The sequence below is a fragment of the Parageobacillus thermantarcticus genome (assembly GCF_900111865.1).
In the GTDB taxonomy this organism is placed as follows: Bacteria; Bacillota; Bacilli; order Bacillales; family Anoxybacillaceae; genus Parageobacillus; species Parageobacillus thermantarcticus.
Genome location: NZ_FOJS01000008.1, coordinates 1 through 18,408 on the forward strand (window position 1 = coordinate 1; position 18,408 = coordinate 18,408).

An 18,408-nucleotide genomic window follows, 5' to 3' on the forward strand; every position below is an offset into this window, starting at 1 on the left:
TGGGCAGAGAGACCAAATTTTTCCCTGACGTCATAGTAGCAAAGCCGCTGGATTTTCGTTTTGGAAAAGGTTCTGGAGCGAAAAGCAATCTCGCTAATATAGTTGCATGCTTGGTTAAACCGTTTCATTGTTTCCAGCAGCGCATGAAACTGTTCAAGAGTTGGCACTAATTTAATCTTGAGAGTGCAGAGCATTCTTGATTCACCTACCTTTCTAAATCCAGTGTACTTATATTGAACGAAAAATTCAATATATACTGAAAATATAAACCCCGCCTTCCTCCCACAGCTAAAGCAGCGGGCTTCCGGCGGATGTTCTCGTGAACGATAACGGTTCCTACCGCGTCACTGGCGATGTGGAGCTCATTGACGCGGAAGGAAATAAATTTGTGACAAAGCAGACGTTTTCGCTTTGCCGATGCGGCCTGTCCAACAATAAGCCATTTTGCGACGGCACGCATAAAGGAAAATTCCACTCTGTTGTCCGTGCCACTCCGTCTGAATCGCAATGATCGGAAGTGACGCCATGGATGAAAAATGGCTGGCAAAACTTGTTCGCAATTGCTTGCTGCAATACGGATATGACACGGAATCGTTTCCGCTTAACGATTCGGAATGGAGACAGTTGCGCGAAAAAATTTTATCTGCAAAAATAAACGATGAAGAAATGGACATGTACGAAATTGTCAATGACGTCATTTACGAATATATAACGAAATAACACTCCTTGTCTTGGCAAGGAGTGTTATTTTTTGAAAAACGCGCGTTTTCCCACTCTCTCGACAACCGACGGAAACAAGCGGTGAAGTTGACTGCCGATATTCATCCAGCGCGGCATATTTACTTCCCTTGTCGGCGTCATCATAATCGAAACGACCCGTTTTGCCACTTTTTCCGGCGTAAGCATCCATCGCTCGATATTTTTTACGTACTCGCCTGACTGGTCGGCGACATGAAAAAAATTGGTGCGGATCGGCCCCGGGTTCACAGCCGTAACAAAAATTCCGTGTTGTTCCGCTTCCATCCGCAAGCTGTCCGTAAACCCAAGCACCGCATGTTTCGTGGCGGCGTATACGCTCGATTTCGGCGTCGCTAACTTTCCCGCTTGTGAAGCGATGTTAATAATGTGGCCGCTCCGCCTTTTTTTCATATGCAAATACACTGTTTTTGTGCAAGCGATTAAGCCAAACACATTTACAGCAAACATATTCTTCATTTCCTCGAGGTCGATGTCCTCGACATTGCGGAACACGCCAAAGCCGGCGTTGTTCACCAATACGTCAACCGTCTGGACATCGTGGAATAATTGCTGAAACACCGCTTCCACCGCATCCGTATCGCTTACGTCCAGCCGGTAATAACGCGGGGAAATATGATATGTTCGTTCAATCTGTCTTGCCACTTGTTTGAGCCTTTCTTCGTTTCTGGCAAGCAGCACTGGAAGCGCTTTTTGCCGCGCCGCTTCATAAGCGATTTGTTCCCCGATGCCGCTCGACGCTCCGGTAATGACGATATGTTTGCCTTCTATCCGCAAATCGACCCCTCCACCACTTCATATACGTAATGATCATTTACTTTTTTCTTGCAAACCGCACCGTTTTCTTCCAAATAATCAAGCTGACCAATCGTTTCAGACATCGTTAACAACAACTCTTGCTGATATACGGCAGGAAATAGCTTTTGGCAAACTTGAAATGCGGTGTGCGGCTTTTGCTTCAGCATATCGAGCACTTGCTCGGCGCGCTCCCGTTGTTTACGAAGGCGTTTTTCAATCAACGCAGATACGTCCGTCACATCTTCTCCGTGCCCGGTCATCACGAACGAAATATCGTAATTGCGCATTTTCAGCAATGAAGCATTATACTGCACCAACGGTTTCGGGCGCTCTGTCTCTCCTGGAAAAGGCGGCTCCATCATCGGATTTGGAGAAATATGTAAAAGCAAATGATCTCCACCAATCATCGCGCCATCCGTTTCGCGATAAAACACAACATGGCTTTGCGCATGCCCCGGTGTCTCAATCACTTTCCAATGCGGCAAACCCGGCAGCGAATCGCCTTCTTTGATCGTCGCGGTAAGCGGACGGCGGCATGCATAGCGGAGCGAACCGCGCAAATTGGAAAGCTTGGCAAGAAACGAACGATCGATACCGCACTCCAACAAAAACTGTTCAAAAAATTGTTGATGCTGTTGGAAAAATGTTTCGTCTTGGCGAACCCATCGGTCTGCTTTCCAGTGGCCAACGACCGGCAAATCATCCGGCAAATAATCGAGCAAGCCGACGTGATCAGGATGGTGATGGGTGATGACGACTTGATCGATGTCAGAAGGAGCGTATCCAATTTGCCGAAGCTGCTGTCGAAACGAATGCCACGCCTCTTCTGTTTTGATTCCGGCATCGATCAAAGTCAAGCTGTCTCCTTTAATCAAGTACATGTTTACGTTTCCAACGGGAAATGGCGTCGGAACGACGATGCGATAAACATGCTCCTTCATAACCGACAATCCCCTTCTCATCGACATATTTTGATAGTAAAATAAATCGGCAATCATGATATTTTACAGTTTACACTGATTTTATTAGTTTGTCATTTTTTTCGAATAATTCGTAAAAAAATTCTCCTTTTCTATTGACAACATGCCTGTTTTCATTGCATAATTGCAAACAAAATGAACATCGCAAACAGGCGATGAGTGAGGCCAGTAAACCATGAACGGTATCCAGAGAATGAAACCCGCGGGCTGAAAGGTTTCATTACCCTCTTCGTGGTTGAACCTACCTCATGAGCTGTTAGGTAAACCTAAACGTCCAACCGGCGTTATCGGTAAAGAGTTGGGCTCTTGGCGAAAGAGCCAAAAAAGGTGGTACCGCGGAAACAAAGACCTTCCGTCCTTTTTTAGGAGGCAAGGTCTTTTTTATTTGATCTAAAAAGGAGGAATTCACGATGCAACAGGAAACGACCATTACGTTTATCGGCGCCGGCTCGATGGCGGAAGCGCTTATTTCCGGAATGATAAAAACGTTGTACCGGCCTGAACAAATTATTGTGACAAACCGTTGCAATCAAAAACGGCTCGAATATATGAAAAAAACGTACGGAGTCCGAACCGAAACAAATAAAGAAAAAGCGGTAAAAGAAGCGGATATTGTCATTTTAGCAATGAAGCCGAAAGACGCGGCAGAAAGCATCGCTTCCATCGCTTCGGCGATCGGCGAACACCAGCTGATCATTTCCGTGCTCGCCGGCGTGATGACAGAAACGATCGTCTCGCTCATTGGGAAAAACGTCGCGGTCGTTCGCGCCATGCCAAACACGTCGGCGGCGATCGGCCAGTCTGCGACCGCCATCTCCCAAGGCCGTTTTGCGACGGAAGCACATGTCGCCATCGCAAAAACGTTGTTTGAGACGGTCGGCATTGTCGCGGTCGTTCCCGAACATGATTTGCACGCCGTTACCGGTCTTTCCGGAAGCGGGCCGGCATATGTGTACTATTTAGTAGAAGCCATGGAAAAAGCGGCGGAAGAAATCGGGCTTGACCGCATTGTCGCAAAACAATTGATTTTGCAAACGATCATCGGCGCGGCGCAAATGCTGCAAACGACAAACAAACACCCTTCCATTTTACGCAAAGAAGTGACGAGCCCCGGCGGAACGACGGAGGCGGGCATCCAAGTGCTGGAGCGCTACCGCTACCAAGAAGCGGTCGTTGCATGCATCAAACGGGCGACGGAGCGATCGGAAGAGTTGGGAAAAGAACTTATTTCTTCCGCTTTTTCGCACGCTGCCGCTCCATCGCGCTAACCCTTTTCTTACAAACGCGTATCATTTTGTTTTTGCGAATAAACGTGCTATTATCAAATTGAAAACGACATTACTTGGAGGGAAACACAGACAATGGAAACGATGCTTTTTTCACCGTACACGATACGCGGAGTCACTCTCAAAAACCGGATTGTCATGTCTCCGATGTGCATGTATTCTTGCGACACGGAAGATGGGAAAGTGCGAAATTGGCATAAAATTCATTATCCGACGCGCGCTGTCGGTCAAGTCGGTCTTATTATTTTGGAAGCAACCGCCGTTACCGCCCAAGGAAGAATTTCATCGCGCGACTTAGGAATTTGGAGCGATGAACATGTCGGCGGGTTGCGCGAACTAGTCTCGCTCGTCAAAGAGCATGGCGCGAAAATCGGCATCCAGCTCGCCCACGCCGGGCGCAAATCGGAAGTAGACGGAGAAATCATCGCACCTTCATCAATTCCGTTCAGCGAAAAAACACGCACTCCAAAAGAAATGACGAAAGCAGACATTGAAGAAACAATCCAAGCGTTCCAAAATGGTGCCCGTCGCGCCAAAGAAGCCGGCTTCGATATCATCGAGATTCACGCTGCCCACGGCTATTTAATTAATGAGTTTTTGTCGCCGCTATCAAACAAGCGGCAAGACGAGTATGGCGGTTCTCCGGAAAACCGCTACCGCTTTTTGGGAGAAGTGATCGATGCCGTAAAAGAAGTGTGGGACGGACCGCTTTTTGTGCGCATTTCTGCTTCTGATTACCATCCGGAAGGTTTGACCGTCAAAGATTACGTTCCATATGCGAAACGCATGAAAAAACAAGGAGTCGACCTTATCGACGTAAGTTCTGGTGCAGTCGTTCCGGCAAATATTAGCGTATATCCGGGCTACCAAGTTCCGTTTGCGGAAACGATTCGCCGCGAAGCCGAAATCGCGACTGGGGCGGTTGGCTTGATTACTTCCGGATGGCAGGCAGAGGAAATTTTGCGCAACGGGCGCGCCGATTTGGTGTTTCTCGCCCGCGAACTATTGCGCAATCCATATTGGCCGTACGCCGCCGCAAAAGAGTTGGGAACGACGATTCCTGCTCCAGTGCAATATGAGCGGGGATGGCGTTTTTAAAAGCTGCCGGGTTTCCGGCAGCTTTATTTTTTTCTTGGGATGATAAACGAAGAAAAATCAGATGCCAATTCCGTATTCGGAAACAACTCTCTTGCTTCATGCAGCAGTTCTTCGCTTAATTCTCCTTGATATCGGGAACTAATATGAGTTAAAATTAGTTTTTTCGCACCTGCAAGCTTCGCCACTTCCGCCGCTTGAACAGCGGTAGAATGAAAATAATCATACGCTAAAGCGCCATCCTCTGCCGCAAACGTCGCTTCATGAACGAGCACATCCGCCTCTGTCGCCAGCTCGACGCTTGCCTCGCAATAGCGAGTATCGCCGAGAATTGCGACAATTCTCCCTTTTTGTGGCGGGCCGACAAAATCGCGTCCATCAATGACCGTTCCGTCTTCTAGCTCCACCGTTTTCCCTAACTTAATTTGTTGATAAATCGGACCGGGGCGAATCCCAAGCGCCTGCAATTTATCAACTAAAAGCGTGCCTGGCAAATCTTTTTCCACGACGCGAAAGCCGTAGGAAAGAATGCCATGATCGAGCTGCTTCGCAATTACGAAAAAGCGTTCGTCCTCAAAAATAACCCCTTCCTCGATTTCAACGACTTGCAACTCGTATTTCAGCCGCGTGCAACTAACCGAAAGCGATGTTTCAATAAACGTTTGAATTCCTTTCGGCCCATATACGGTTAACGGCGTTTCCCCTCCCTGAAATGAGCGGCTCCCGAGCAGTCCCGGCAATCCAAAAATATGATCGCCGTGAAGATGGGTAATAAAAATTTTTTCGATTCGCCGCGGGCGAATCGATGTATGTAAAATTTGATGCTGTGTCGCCTCTCCGCAATCAAACAGCCACGTTGCTCCGCGTTCCTCTAACAATTGGAGCGCGACAGACGACACGTTTCGCTCTTTTGCTGGCACTCCAGCTCCTGTGCCTAAAAACAATAATTCCAACGCACCCACTCCTTATCAAAAGCGATGACAGTTTGCCTGTTGTTAGCGTATCAATGTTTCGCATCGCATTTCAATACTCTTTTACAATAAAACGTTAAAATGTTTGCGTTCAACGCCATAAATCTCTACAATTAATTATTTGAAGAGACAATTTTGGCTAAAGCGAGGTACATATCGTGAACAACATGAATCCGAAGTCATTAATCGTCATTTTTGGCGCTACAGGAGATTTAGCAAAACGCAAGCTGTTTCCTTCTATTTATCAATTGTATGAAAAAGGAAAGCTGTCCGAAGAATTTGCCGTTGTCGGCGTCGCGCGCCGACCGTTGTCCAATGACGAGTTTCGCAACTATGTCCGGCAATCCGTGGAAAACGCCCTTCGCCAAGAATTAAGCGATTTGTCATTCGTGTCGCATTTTTATTACCATCCATTCGATGTCACGGACATTGCGTCCTACCAGCAATTAAAAACGTTGCTTGCGCAATTGGATGAAACATATCATACCGACGGAAACCGCATTTTTTATTTAGCAATGGCACCGGAATTTTTTGGCACGATTACGTCTCGCTTGAAATCAGAAGGGCTCACCGCGACAAACGGCTGGAAGCGCCTCGTCATTGAAAAACCGTTCGGACATGACTTCCGTAGCGCGCAACAGCTAAATGTGGAAATTCGTCAATCGTTTGCGGAACATGAAATTTACCGGATCGACCATTATCTTGGTAAAGAAATGGTGCAAAACATCGAAGTGATCCGCTTTTCGAACGCGATTTTCGAACCGCTTTGGAACAACCGATTTATTTCTAACATTCAAATTACATCAAGCGAAACGCTCGGTGTCGAAGACCGCGGACGCTACTACGATCATTCCGGAGCGCTTCGCGATATGGTGCAAAACCATATGCTACAGATGGTCGCGCTCTTGGCGATGGAACCGCCGATTAAATTAACGACTGATGACATCCGCAGCGAAAAAGTGAAAGTGCTGCGCGCTCTGCGCCCAATCTCCCACGATGAAGTGGACCAATATTTCGTCCGCGGGCAATATGGCAGAGGAATCGTCAACGGAAAAGAAGTCATTAGCTATCGCGAAGAAAATAACGTCGACCCGAACTCGAATACGGAAACGTTTGTCGCCGGAAAGTTAATGATCGATAATTTCCGCTGGGCCGGCGTTCCGTTTTACATTCGCACAGGCAAACGGATGACGGAAAAATCAACGAAAATCGTCGTCCAATTTAAAGATGTGCCAATGAACTTATATTATCGAACAAACGAAAAAATCCAGCCGAATTTATTGATTATCCACATTCAGCCGGATGAGGGCATCACCCTTCATTTAAACGGCAAAAAAAGCGGCGAAAATATGAAAACAACGCCAATTGAATTAGACTACTGCAACAATTGCATCGACGGCATCAACACGCCGGAAGCGTACGAAAAATTGCTATATGACTGCATGCGCGGCGATGCGACCAACTTTACGCATTGGGACGAAGTGGCCGCTTCATGGCAATTCGTCGATCCTATCTCCGAAGTATGGGAAAGCACAAAAGCGGCCGATTTTCCAAACTATGAGGCTGGATCGATGGGACCGAAAGCTTCTGATGCGCTGCTTGAAAAAGATGGGTTCCGTTGGTGGCCGATTCATTATCATCAATAAAGAAGGGAGATCACTTTATGACGAAATTTTATGACGTTACTGCGCCAATTTTTGAAGGAATGCCCGTATATAAAAATAAACCGGAAAAACAGCCGAAACTAACGAGCGTGACAAACAATTACGTCACAGAATCTCGCATCGACATGGACGTGCATACCGGAACCCATATCGATGCACCGCTTCATATGATCGAAGGTGGCGAAACGTTTGAAACGATTTCTCTCGACCGCCTCGTCGGCCCATGCAAATTGTTTGATTTAACACACGTCAACGACAAAATCACAAAAGACGATATCGCTTCATTAGATATCCGCGAAAATGATTTTGTGTTGTTGAAAACGAAAAACTCGCTGGAAGACGCGTTTAACTTTGAGTTTATTTACGTTGCCGAAGATGCGGCCCGCTATCTTGCCGATAAAAAAGTCCGCGGCGTCGGCATCGACGCCTTGGGCATCGAACGGAGCCAACCGGGACATCCAACGCATAAAACGTTGTTTTCCGCAGGCGTGATCGTCATTGAAGGGCTGCGGTTAAAAGACGTTCCAGAAGGCTCGTACTTTATGGTCGCCGCTCCATTAAAACTTGTCGGCACAGACGCCGCGCCGGCGCGCGTGCTTTTATTCGAAAAGATGCAATAAAAAAATTCCCCTTATTGCATGGCAATAAGGGGAATTTTTTTACTTCTTCAACCATTCCGTATGGAATACCCCTTCTTTATCGACACGTTCATACGTGTGCGCGCCAAAGTAGTCGCGCTGCGCTTGGATTAAATTGGCCGGCAATGTTTCCATCCGGTAGCTGTCATAATACGCTAATGCGCTGGAGAACGCTGGAACTGGAATGCCGCGCATGACGGCGACCGCAATAATTTCGCGCAACGCTTCTTGATAATTTTCGACAATTTCTTTGAAATAAGGGTCTAATAATAAGTTTGGCAGCTGTGGATCGCGATCGTACGCCTCTTTAATTTTTTGCAAAAACTGCGCGCGAATGATGCAGCCGCCGCGGAAAATCATTGCGATATCGCCGTATTGCAAATTCCAGTTATATTCATCAGACGCTGCTTTCATTTGCGCAAAACCTTGTGCATACGAGCAAATTTTACTCATGTAAAGCGCGCGGCGCACCGCTTCGATAAAGTGATCGCGATCACCTTCAAACGGCTTCACCGCAGGGCCGGAAAGAAGCTTGCTTGCTTTGACGCGTTCGTCCTTCATTGCCGAAATAAAGCGGGCAAACACCGATTCCGTAATGATCGGAAGCGGCACTCCTAAGTCAAGCGCATTTTGGCTTGTCCATTTTCCCGTTCCTTTTTGCCCCGCTTTGTCCAAAATAACGTCGACAAGCGGTTTGCCTGTCTCTTCATCGATTTTCGTGAAAATATCTGCGGTAATTTCGATTAAATAGCTGTTTAATTCGCCTTTATTCCATTCGGCAAACACTTCGTGCAATTCTTGAGCGTTTAGGCCGAGCACATGCTTCAATAAGAAATACGCTTCGGCAATAAGCTGCATATCGCCGTATTCAATGCCGTTATGCACCATTTTCACATAATGCCCAGCACCATCTGGACCGATATATGTCGTGCACGGCTCGCCGTTGACTTTCGCGGCAATCGCTTCAAAAATTGGACGAACAAGTTCATGCGCTTCTTTTTGGCCGCCCGGCATGATCGACGGCCCCTTCAGCGCTCCTTCTTCGCCGCCGGAAACACCCGTGCCGATAAAGTGAATGCCAAGTTCGGCCAATTCTTTGTTGCGGCGCTGCGTATCTTTGAAGTACGTATTGCCACCATCGATTAAAATATCACCTTTTTCCAAATGCGGCTTTAATTGTTCGATCGTTGCATCCGTCGGCGCGCCCGCTTTCACCATCAACAAAATTTTTCGCGGTTTTTCGAGCGCATTCACAAACTCTTCGATGCTATATGTACCGACGATATTTTTTCCTTTCGCTTCCTTTAAAAATTCGTCCGTCTTTTCCCGGGAACGGTTATACACGGCAACTGAATAGCCCTTGCTTTCAATGTTTAACGCAAGGTTTTTTCCCATTACTGCTAATCCAATGACGCCAATTTGTTGTTTTGCCATCGCTAAACGTTCCTTTCTATACTTTATATTGTTTGTTCATGAAAGAACATACCATAGTTCATTTTACCATATCAAGTTTTGAATTACATTTAAAGCAAATTAGAAAGGATTTCCTAAGTAAGATAAACGATACTTCGTTACATTCCGTGCTGATTTTTTAGATGCGGAAAATCATAATTTCTTGAATAAGCTGCCTTGCCGCTTCAATGCTGCACCATTTTCCTTTTTATCTGCAAAATCCCAAAAGCTTTTTTGCGACCTTTTGTTATTCATTATCCCGCCAAAATTTCTGCAAAAGTTTCATGAATAAAAAAGAGTCCTGAAACCAGGACTCTTTAAGATCCTTAATATCCGCCATGTCCGCTGTAGTGATGGCCGTATGGATAGTGCGGGAAGTGATGATAGTAATGATGATAATACGGATAGTAATGAGAATAATGTGGATAATGATGATAATACGGATAATGATGATACGGGTAGTATCCGCCAGTCGGATACATTCCAAATTGTCTTTCGTCCATGTCAAATTCCTCCTTTGATATTTCACGTAATAATGGATTAGGAAACGAACGGAGTTGGTTTCCTCAATTTCTAGGGTATGCGCGGAGGGCGAAAGTGTATGGGCGAAAACCTAAATGCAAAAAAACAAAAAAGGCCGCGTACAGCAGCCCCTCATCTTATTCCTTTCCTTCTTGTGACAACACTTGCTTCACATACTCCCGAAAATCATCCAGATGTTTTTCAACAATCATTTGAACGATCTGCAAATTGATCGTCTGATAATCATGAACAGCAATATTGCGAAAACCGACCATTGCTTTCATTTTCCGCATAACCGGTTCTGTAATGATATGATTTTGGCAAAGCAATTCAAACGCGTCACGGCTCGTTTGTGGAATACCTAATTTTTTTTCCGCCACGATATGCATGGCAATATCGATGCTTGCCTCACACGCCCGTTGTATATTCAAAATAATAGAGTCTTGTTTTGTATAGTTCTGCAAATTTCTCGGATTGTTATCGTACTCTTCGTTTATTCTTTTAATGCAGCGTTCGATAACACTAATTTTGTTGAGGATGACATCGTTACTCATACACCGCGCCCCTTTTTTGAATCTGCTCAAGAATCCCTGCCCGCTCTTCGTTTAACTTCGCATATTCTTTGAGCACTTTCATCTCAAATCGCGCTTTTTTATGATCATCGGCACAATACAGCACTTTCCCGTTCCCAACAACTTGTGCTTGAAAAACGGTTGTGGCTTCTTTCAAATCAATTAAATCAACGTCACAATTCAACATTGCCGCAAGCTCCTCAGCGATCATAAACCGTTCGTAATGACTTAATGTTTGTTCGCTTAAAAAAGCAAGATCGATATCGCTATCTTGCCTCGCTTGTTGTTGCGCTTGAGAACCGAAAAGATAGATGACATATGGATTTAGTTTTTTTACGAGAAATTGCACAATCGCTTTAAAATCATGATTCATTAGTCTCTCCCCACACTTTATTGTCAAAGGAAAAAGCCACTATTATTGGTGACTGTAAATATGCTCTTTTATCGTTTTTGCTTCATCTAAATTCTCAAATAATTGATTCGGGTCAATTAATGTAATGAGCCGTTCCGGAAGGCTGGCAATGCCGATAAAATAAGGTGTTTGCCGATATGCAAGCATATTCACTTGCTTGACTGACTCTTCCGGAATATCGAGAATCTCTTTCGCCTCATCGACAATGAACGACACGGAAATATCTTCAGTCGCTGTGACAATAAGCCTCGTCTTATCCGTTTCTTCAAAAGGTCGCCCATACAGCAGCTTTCGCGTATCAAGCACAGGCACTAATTCGCCGCGAATGCGGACGACTCCGACCATATAATCCGGCATTTGCGGAACGATAGTCGGCGCCGCCATTTTTTCAATGGAGATGACATGCGCAACCGGTACTGCGTATTGCTCGCGCTCCAGCTGAAAAACGACAAACTTGTTCATTCCACCGTCCCCTCTCATCGCCTATTTTTATTTATACAAAGGAGCACCCAAACATGGATGCCCCGTTATCATTTTGCCACTTCTTCGACGATCGCCACAACCATTTCCGTCAATTTCACAAGTTCGGCAATCGGCATGCGCTCATTCGTTGTATGAATCTCTTCATAACCGACTGCCAAGTTTACTGTCGGAATGCCGAAGCCGGCAATCACGTTTGCATCGCTGCCGCCGCCGCTGCGAAGCAATTCGCACGGACGCCCGATTTTGGCTGCGGCGCGTTTCGCGATTTCGACAACATGATCGCCGTCGCCGAACTTAAAGCCCGGATACATTACCTCCACATCGACTTCGGCGCGCCCGCCCATTTCTGCCGCAACGGTTTCAAACGCTTCTTTCATTTTCGCGACTTGCGCTTCCATCTTCTCTGGCACCAACGAGCGCGCTTCTGCCAAAATATCGACGCGGTCGCAAACGATGTTTGTTTGCGTTCCGCCTTCAAAGCGGCCGATGTTTGCTGTCGTTTCTTCATCAATGCGGCCGAGCGGCATTTTCGCAATCGCTTTGGCGGCGATCGTAATCGCGGAGACCCCTTTTTCCGGAGCCACGCCGGCATGCGCCGTTTTTCCATGGACGACGACTTTCAACTTCGCCTGCGTCGGCGCGGCGACGACAATGTTGCCAACTTTGCCGTCACTATCCAGCGCGTAGCCGAATTTCGCTTGAATCAGCGACGGATCGAGCGCCTTTGCGCCGACGAGTCCGGATTCTTCCCCGACCGTAATAATAAATTGAATCGTGCCGTGCGGAATGTTTTGCTCTTTTAAGACGCGAATCGCTTCGAACATCGCCGCTAACCCGGCTTTATCGTCCGCTCCTAAAATCGTCGTTCCATCGGTCACGATGTATCCATCTTGAATCGACGGCTTCACTCCTTTTCCCGGAACGACGGTATCCATGTGCGACGTAAAATAAATCGGGTCAACGCCCTCTTTTGTCGCCTCTAACGTGCAAATCAAATTTCCCGCGCCATGTCCGGTTTTCGCCGCAGCATCGTCTTCGATGACACGAAGGCCAAGCGCTTCGAATTTTTGTTTTAACACTTTGGCGATGTCGCCTTCATGTTTTGTCTCCGAATCGATTTGCACAAGTTCTAAAAATTCGTCGACTAATCGTTGCTGATTGATCATTTTCATTCTTCCTCCTGCTTATGTACTCATTTAAAAGTATACCCGATCTCGCCAATGATTGCGAAAAATTGTTTTTGAAGATAAAAAGTGAAACTAAATTATGTTGGGGAGAGGGTTGCCTTATGAACAATACATTTACTGTCACGTCAGCTTTAGGTGATGTGCGAAACGCCAGCCATTCCAACGATGATTCGATTTTCCCCACTAAAATGGTCTCTTCGCAAATGAATCAACCCGCCGCCCACAAATAGGCAGCGGAGGTCACTGCTTTATAGCGGAATATTGCCATGCTTTTTCTTCGGACGCTCTTCGTGTTTATGGCGGAGCATATCGAGCGCCTGAATGATCTTAATTCTCGTATCGCGCGGATCGATGACATCGTCGACCATACCGTATTTTGCCGCGACGTACGGATTCGCAAATTTTTGCCGGTACTCTTCAATTTTTTGCGCCCGCGTTTCTTCTGGATTCGGGCTATTTTCGATTTCACCCGCAAAAATGATGTTCGCTGCCCCTTGCGGCCCCATCACGGCGATTTCCGCGTTCGGCCACGCGTAAACGACGTCGGCGCCAATCGACTTGCTGTTGAGCGCCACATATGCACCTCCGTACGCTTTCCGCAATATAACGGTAATTTTCGGGACGGTCGCCTCGGAATACGCGTACAAAATTTTCGCACCGTGGCGGATGATGCCGCCATGCTCCTGCTTGACGCCTGGGAAAAAGCCGGTGACATCTTCAAACGTAATAAGAGGAATATTAAACGAGTCGCAAAAGCGGATAAACCGGGCCGCTTTATCCGACGAATCGATATCAAGCCCGCCGGCCATAAATTTCGGCTGGTTGCACACAAGCCCGACGACTTCGCCTTTGACGCGGGCAAAACCGATGACAATATTTTTCGCGAAATCTTTTTGCACTTCCATGAACGAGCCTTCGTCGACGACTTGTAAAATGACGTTGCGCACGTCATACGGACGGACTGCGTCAATCGGAACCGCGTCGGCCAAATCCGGCCGGTAATCGTCTTCTTCCGGAATCGGCCCAAACGGCGGTTTTTCTTGATTGTTTTGCGGCAAATAGCTTAATAGCTGCCGCACTTGGTGAAGCACCTCTTCCTCAGTTGCTCCGGAAAAGTGGGCGTTGCCGCTGATCGTATTATGCACGCGCGCCCCGCCCAAATCTTCGGCGCTAATTTTTTCTCCCGTCACCGTTTCAATCACTTTCGGCCCAGTAATAAACATTTGGCTCGTCTTTTCAACCATAAATACAAAATCGGTAATCGCCGGTGAATAAACAGCACCGCCCGCACATGGCCCCATAATGACGGAAATTTGCGGAATGACGCCGGAATAAATGGCATTGCGGTAAAAAATATGCCCATATCCGTCTAACGATAACACTCCTTCTTGAATGCGCGCGCCACCGGAATCATTCAAGCCGATGACCGGCGCTCCTGTTTTTGCGGCTAAATCCATAATATTGGCGATTTTCTTCGCGTGCATTTCTCCAAGCGCGCCGCCGAATACGGTAAAATCTTGGGAAAATACAAATACGGTGCGGCCATTGATTTTCCCGTACCCGGTCACGACGCCGTCTCCCGGTCCTTTTTTTCCGTCAAGGCCAAAATCGGTGCAGCGATGTTCGATAAACGGATTCAGCTCGACAAACGTCCCTTCATCGAGAAGCAAATCGATGCGCTCGCGGGCCGTCAGTTTCCCTTTGGCGTGCTGTTTTTCAATTTTATCATCGCCGCCGCCTAGTTCGATTTCACGGCGCCGGTCATACAGTTCATTAATTTTGTCATACATATCAGCCATCGTCTACACCTCCGCATCCTTTCTCTCGCAAAGTTCATACAGAACGCCTCCCGTTGATTTCGGATGCATGAAGGCGACAAGCGCCCCGCCGGCGCCGCATTTTGGCTCATCTTGAATCATGCGAATTCCTTTTTCTTTTAGCTCGTTGATCCGTTCTTGTATATCGTTCACTCCAAGCGCGATATGATGAATCCCTTCGCCGCGTTTTTCAATGAATTTCGCGATCGCGCTTTCCGGCGATGTCGGTTCAAGCAGTTCAATTTTCGTTTCTCCCGCTTTCAAAAAGGCGACCTTTACTTTTTCCGATTCCACTTCCTCGATGCCAAGCAGCTTTAGCTGCAATATCTCGACGTAAAATGGCAGCGCTTTCTCGATGGACGTAACGGCAATTCCAACATGGTCTACTTTTTTGACATCCATTGCCCGATCCCCTTTGCTGTAAAATGTTGCGAACATTAAGTATGTTTCGCCATTTCGACAAAAAATCCTGCTTTTCTCTTGCAAATGCGGACAAAGTTTTCTCTTGTCTCTCCGTTTCCATCACGATACAATGTTAAACAGGAACTTTGTCCATAAGGGAGGAACGGCAATGTCCCGCAAGAAAACGCAAAAATTCGTCGTTTATTTGATGTTGCTCTCTATGTTAATCACAACAATTTTAACAGGTATTAGCATGTGGTTTTAATAAAAAACGGAAGGCGCCAAAAGGTCTTTTAATGCCATATCGGGGCCAAAAAATGCCAGAAACGCCATACGTCTCTATATGTACAAAAAGAAAAGGACAAGCATCTAGTTGGAGCTTGTCCTTTCAACTATAGCGCGCCATACCGTTTACCAATCGCAAAAAACGGTTCGTTGCTGCGAACGATGACCACTTTCACGCCAATCGGCACTTTTTCATACAACTGCTCGACATCGCGATTGTACATGCGCACACATCCTTGCGACACATATTTTCCAATCGATGATGGGTTATTCGTTCCGTGAATCCCGTATACGCGTCCGTCCGTTCCTTTCGCGTTAAACCCGATCCACCGCGTTCCAAGCGGATTGTTCGGCGCACCACCTGGGATATTTTTTTTGCGGTAATACGGATTTTTCGCCTTTACTGTCACTGTAAATAGCCCCTCAGGCGTTAACAATGTATTAACTCCAGTGGCAACGGGGTAGACGGCTTCGATTTTTCCGCTGCGAATAAACGCAAGTTTATTGACCGCTTTATTGATGATGATAAACGGTTTTGTTTCCGCGTCTGCAGAAGTGGGAATGGATAAAAAAGAAAAAAGCACTAGCATTGCTGCCAATATCCATCGCATCACTCTCACCCTTTGCTTTTTCTTTGTTATAGTGTGAAGCAAAAGGGTGAAGATTATGTGTCATGAGAAAGCCGTTTTTTCTCTTTTGGGTCGCGAAATTGGCTTTTAATGATTAAATATTGTTCAAGTTCCTTTACTAAGTGCAACAAAGCGGCCCGCTCCTCAAATTCTTCGCGCGTTTTTGGCAGAGGCATCGTTTCAAATCGCTTTTTCATATTTTGCAGTTCGCGGAGAAAGCGATACGCCGTATTTCCCGGATGAACGGCATCGCTTAATTTGTCGATAAAATCGGCAACGATGTTGCGTTGTTCTACTGTATACGTAAGCGATGTGACGAGCGGAAGCACTCGTTCGATAATTTCCAGCTGTTTCTCGCGCATTAAAAAATAATGGTAATATCCATCTTCATTTCGCAGCACATGATTTTCGACATTTCGCACCGCAAGCAGCTTTGCCTGTTGTAAAATATCTCCTGCCAGCATCAATTCTTTCCCGTCCCAATCGGTTTCGTTTGTGCGCAAATAACGAACGATTTCCTTAAGAATGATGCGGAATAAATCTTCGACAATGCGCTGATATTCCTTTAGCTGCTTTTCCACGCTTGGCATGTACATATTCATTAAAAGCGCAACGCTAATGCCGATGACAAGCAATAGCAGTTCATTGAAAATAATCGACCATGTAAATTTCCCTGCTGCGTACAAATGGAGAATAATGACCGAGCTTGTCGCGATCCCTTCATTTACTTTTAACCATACTGTCGTCGGAATAAAAAAGAGCAGCATTAACCCGACGGTGAACGGATAATATCCGATTCCTTGGAAAAAAATATACGAAAACAGCATCGCGACAACACATGCGACAAAACGCGCCCACGCGGCTTTTAACGATCTTTTTTTCGTCACTTGAACGCACAAAATCGTAATGATGCCGGCAGAGGCAAAATTATTTAATCCTGCTAACTGAGCGATAAAAATCGAAAGCGCGGTGCCGATCGCCGTTTTTGCTGTGCGGTATCCTATTTTCAACATATCTTCCTTCTCCCGACCAAAATTAAAAAGATGATCCAAAGACCATCTTTTTATTGTACTTCATTATAACATTTTTTCAAGAAATTCTTGAGCCCGCTTGCTTTTTGGGGAGGCAAAAAATTGTTGTGGCGGCGCGTCCTCAATAAGCTGACCGCCGTCTAAAAACAGCACTCGATCGGCGACTTCGCGGGCAAAGCCCATTTCATGCGTAACGATCGCCATCGTCATTCCCGTATGCGCGAGCGACTTCATTACTTCAAGCACTTCTTTGACCATTTCCGGGTCGAGCGCTGACGTCGGTTCATCAAACAGCATCACATCCGGCGACATGGCAAGCGCCCTTGCGATCGCCACGCGCTGCTTTTGCCCGCCCGACAGCCTGCTTGGATATTCGTCCGCCTTTTGTTCCAATCCAACCTTTTTCAGCAGTTCAATGCCTTTCGCCTCCGCTTCGGCTTTTGCCATTCCTTTGACTTTAATCGGCGCATACGTAACATTTTCAAGAACGGTCATATGCGGAAACAAATGGAAATGTTGAAACACCATGCCAACATGCTGGCGCACTTCCATAATGTTCGTTTTTTTGTCGGTAATCTCCTCGTTCCCAATCCAAATTCTTCCTTTTGTTGGCTCTTCCAACAAGTTTAAACAGCGTAAAAACGTCGATTTTCCAGATCCAGACGGACCGATAATCGCTACTACTTCCCCTTGCTTAATCGTTGTCGTAATTCCTTTTAATACTTCTAGTTTGCCAAACGATTTATGCAAATCCTCAACTTTAATCACTTTTTCTCAATCTCCCTTCCAACGCTTTGCCAAGCAGCGTAAGAAGCATGACTAAAACGTAATAAATAAGCCCGGCGATCAACAGCGGCTCAATATATCGATACACTTGTCCGCCGACGATATACGCGCGCCGCATGACATCCATCGCTCCAATGACCGTAACGACGGCAGATTCTTTCGTCAACGTAATAAACTCGTTCATCAGCGCCGGCAAAATATTTTTTAACGCTTGCGGCAAAATAATATCGCGCATCATCAGCTTATACGGAATGCCGAGCGCCAGCGCCGCTTCCCGCTGCCCTTTATCGACGGCCAAAATGCCGGCGCGGATAATTTCCGAAACATAGGCGGCAGAGTTTAACCCAAATGCGATGACCGCTGCGGGAAAAGCGTCAATTTCAAAGCCGGTAAGCTGCGGTATTCCGAAATAAATAAGGACAAGCTGCAACACAAGCGGCGTGCCGCGAAATACGGATGTATACGCATCGGCAAACCACGCCAACACTTTGATTCTGCCAATCTTCATTAACGCCAGCACAACGCCAAGCGCAAATCCAAGCAATACCGCGAAAACAACGATTTTTAACGTGACAATAACTCCTTGTAATATGAATGGTATCGATGGAACGATCTGTGAAAAATCTAAATTCACGCGCGCAT

At 46.5% G+C, this 18,408-nt stretch carries 22 protein-coding genes, 1 pseudogene and 1 other annotated feature; of the genes and pseudogenes, 7 read left to right on the forward strand and 16 right to left on the reverse strand.

Features of this window, described 5'->3' with window-relative positions; translation table 11 throughout:
- Nucleotides 1-194 (reverse strand): annotated as a pseudogene (locus BM278_RS06350) (RNA-guided endonuclease TnpB family protein); the annotation flags it as partial.
- A gap of 125 nt (nt 195-319) precedes the next feature.
- Here BM278_RS06350 and BM278_RS06355 point away from each other — a divergent pair.
- Entirely contained in the window at nt 320-511 is a 192-nt protein-coding gene (locus BM278_RS06355; RefSeq protein WP_090948524.1) for a CDGSH iron-sulfur domain-containing protein, read from the forward strand.
- 14 nt (nt 512-525) lie between these two features.
- Nucleotides 526-720, forward strand: coding sequence for a YqzH family protein (locus tag BM278_RS06360; RefSeq protein ID WP_090948525.1), 195 nt, complete (start codon nt 526-528; stop codon nt 718-720).
- A 24-nt stretch (nt 721-744) separates the two neighbouring features.
- Here the strand turns inward: BM278_RS06360 and BM278_RS06365 are convergent, their stop codons facing one another.
- Together BM278_RS06365 and BM278_RS06370 are read right to left on the reverse strand one after the other, a co-directional pair.
- The gene (locus BM278_RS06365) at nt 745-1,533 is read right to left on the reverse strand and encodes an SDR family NAD(P)-dependent oxidoreductase (RefSeq protein ID WP_090948526.1); all 789 of its coding nucleotides are present in this window, start codon (nt 1,531-1,533) and stop codon (nt 745-747) included.
- Entirely contained in the window at nt 1,524-2,495 is a 972-nt protein-coding gene (locus BM278_RS06370; protein ID WP_090948527.1) for an MBL fold metallo-hydrolase, read from the reverse strand. Before BM278_RS06370 ends, BM278_RS06365 begins: the two co-directional genes overlap by 10 nt.
- A gap of 185 nt (nt 2,496-2,680) precedes the next feature.
- Nucleotides 2,681-2,897 (forward strand) — a binding site (T-box leader).
- 47 nt (nt 2,898-2,944) lie between these two features.
- Between BM278_RS06370 and proI the strand changes: the two genes are divergently transcribed.
- Both proI and namA read left to right on the forward strand, forming a co-directional pair.
- Nucleotides 2,945-3,802, forward strand: a complete 858-nt coding sequence (gene proI, locus BM278_RS06375; RefSeq protein WP_090948528.1) for a pyrroline-5-carboxylate reductase ProI — start codon at nt 2,945-2,947, stop codon at nt 3,800-3,802.
- A gap of 93 nt (nt 3,803-3,895) precedes the next feature.
- Complete coding sequence (gene namA / locus BM278_RS06380) at nt 3,896-4,918, forward strand: NADPH dehydrogenase NamA (protein ID WP_090948529.1); 1,023 nt, start codon at nt 3,896-3,898, stop codon at nt 4,916-4,918.
- 23 nt (nt 4,919-4,941) lie between these two features.
- Here namA and rnz read toward each other — a convergent pair whose 3' ends face one another.
- The gene (gene rnz / locus BM278_RS06385; protein ID WP_090948530.1) at nt 4,942-5,868 is read right to left on the reverse strand and encodes a ribonuclease Z; all 927 of its coding nucleotides are present in this window, start codon (nt 5,866-5,868) and stop codon (nt 4,942-4,944) included.
- Between the two features lie 185 nt (nt 5,869-6,053).
- On the opposite strand from rnz, the gene zwf reads away from it, so the two are divergent.
- Entirely contained in the window at nt 6,054-7,532 is a 1,479-nt protein-coding gene (zwf, locus tag BM278_RS06390) for a glucose-6-phosphate dehydrogenase (protein WP_425272967.1), read from the forward strand.
- Between the two features lie 17 nt (nt 7,533-7,549).
- The gene (locus BM278_RS06395; RefSeq protein WP_090948532.1) at nt 7,550-8,170 is read left to right on the forward strand and encodes a cyclase family protein; all 621 of its coding nucleotides are present in this window, start codon (nt 7,550-7,552) and stop codon (nt 8,168-8,170) included.
- Nucleotides 8,171-8,209: 39 nt separating this feature from the next.
- Here BM278_RS06395 and gndA read toward each other — a convergent pair whose 3' ends face one another.
- From gndA to mce, 8 genes are all read right to left on the reverse strand, one after another.
- Nucleotides 8,210-9,622: an NADP-dependent phosphogluconate dehydrogenase gene (gene gndA, locus BM278_RS06400; protein ID WP_090948533.1), complete on the reverse strand. Its 1,413-nt coding sequence runs from the start codon at nt 9,620-9,622 to the stop codon at nt 8,210-8,212.
- A 344-nt stretch (nt 9,623-9,966) separates the two neighbouring features.
- The gene (locus BM278_RS18690; protein WP_167359588.1) at nt 9,967-10,143 is read right to left on the reverse strand and encodes a hypothetical protein; all 177 of its coding nucleotides are present in this window, start codon (nt 10,141-10,143) and stop codon (nt 9,967-9,969) included.
- A gap of 156 nt (nt 10,144-10,299) precedes the next feature.
- On the reverse strand, nt 10,300-10,716 hold the full coding sequence (hepT, locus tag BM278_RS06405) for a type VII toxin-antitoxin system HepT family RNase toxin (RefSeq protein WP_090948534.1): 417 nt from the start codon (nt 10,714-10,716) through the stop codon (nt 10,300-10,302).
- Nucleotides 10,709-11,107 carry a type VII toxin-antitoxin system MntA family adenylyltransferase antitoxin gene (gene mntA / locus BM278_RS06410; RefSeq protein WP_090948535.1) on the reverse strand — a complete coding sequence of 133 codons (399 nt, stop codon included), beginning with the start codon at nt 11,105-11,107 and terminating at the stop codon, nt 10,709-10,711. Before mntA ends, hepT begins: the two co-directional genes overlap by 8 nt.
- Before the next feature lie 42 nt (nt 11,108-11,149).
- Nucleotides 11,150-11,608, reverse strand: a complete 459-nt coding sequence (locus BM278_RS06415) for a chemotaxis protein CheW (RefSeq protein WP_090948536.1) — start codon at nt 11,606-11,608, stop codon at nt 11,150-11,152.
- A gap of 68 nt (nt 11,609-11,676) precedes the next feature.
- Complete coding sequence (locus BM278_RS06420; protein WP_090948608.1) at nt 11,677-12,795, reverse strand: tripeptidase T; 1,119 nt, start codon at nt 12,793-12,795, stop codon at nt 11,677-11,679.
- Between the two features lie 269 nt (nt 12,796-13,064).
- On the reverse strand, nt 13,065-14,615 hold the full coding sequence (locus BM278_RS06425) for an acyl-CoA carboxylase subunit beta (protein WP_090948537.1): 1,551 nt from the start codon (nt 14,613-14,615) through the stop codon (nt 13,065-13,067).
- 3 nt (nt 14,616-14,618) lie between these two features.
- Complete coding sequence (gene mce, locus BM278_RS06430) at nt 14,619-15,035, reverse strand: methylmalonyl-CoA epimerase (protein ID WP_090948538.1); 417 nt, start codon at nt 15,033-15,035, stop codon at nt 14,619-14,621.
- 169 nt (nt 15,036-15,204) lie between these two features.
- Between mce and prli42 the strand changes: the two genes are divergently transcribed.
- Entirely contained in the window at nt 15,205-15,300 is a 96-nt protein-coding gene (gene prli42 / locus BM278_RS19455; protein ID WP_157778133.1) for a stressosome-associated protein Prli42, read from the forward strand.
- A 127-nt stretch (nt 15,301-15,427) separates the two neighbouring features.
- Here the strand turns inward: prli42 and BM278_RS06435 are convergent, their stop codons facing one another.
- The 4 genes from BM278_RS06435 to BM278_RS06450 form a co-directional block, all read right to left on the reverse strand.
- Entirely contained in the window at nt 15,428-15,931 is a 504-nt protein-coding gene (locus tag BM278_RS06435) for a L,D-transpeptidase (protein ID WP_090948539.1), read from the reverse strand.
- Nucleotides 15,932-15,984: 53 nt separating this feature from the next.
- Nucleotides 15,985-16,962 carry an aromatic acid exporter family protein gene (locus tag BM278_RS06440; protein ID WP_090948540.1) on the reverse strand — a complete coding sequence of 326 codons (978 nt, stop codon included), beginning with the start codon at nt 16,960-16,962 and terminating at the stop codon, nt 15,985-15,987.
- 63 nt (nt 16,963-17,025) lie between these two features.
- Entirely contained in the window at nt 17,026-17,748 is a 723-nt protein-coding gene (locus BM278_RS06445; protein ID WP_090948541.1) for an amino acid ABC transporter ATP-binding protein, read from the reverse strand.
- Complete coding sequence (locus tag BM278_RS06450) at nt 17,741-18,400, reverse strand: amino acid ABC transporter permease (RefSeq protein WP_090948609.1); 660 nt, start codon at nt 18,398-18,400, stop codon at nt 17,741-17,743. Before BM278_RS06450 ends, BM278_RS06445 begins: the two co-directional genes overlap by 8 nt.
- Nucleotides 18,401-18,408 lie beyond the last annotated feature (8 nt).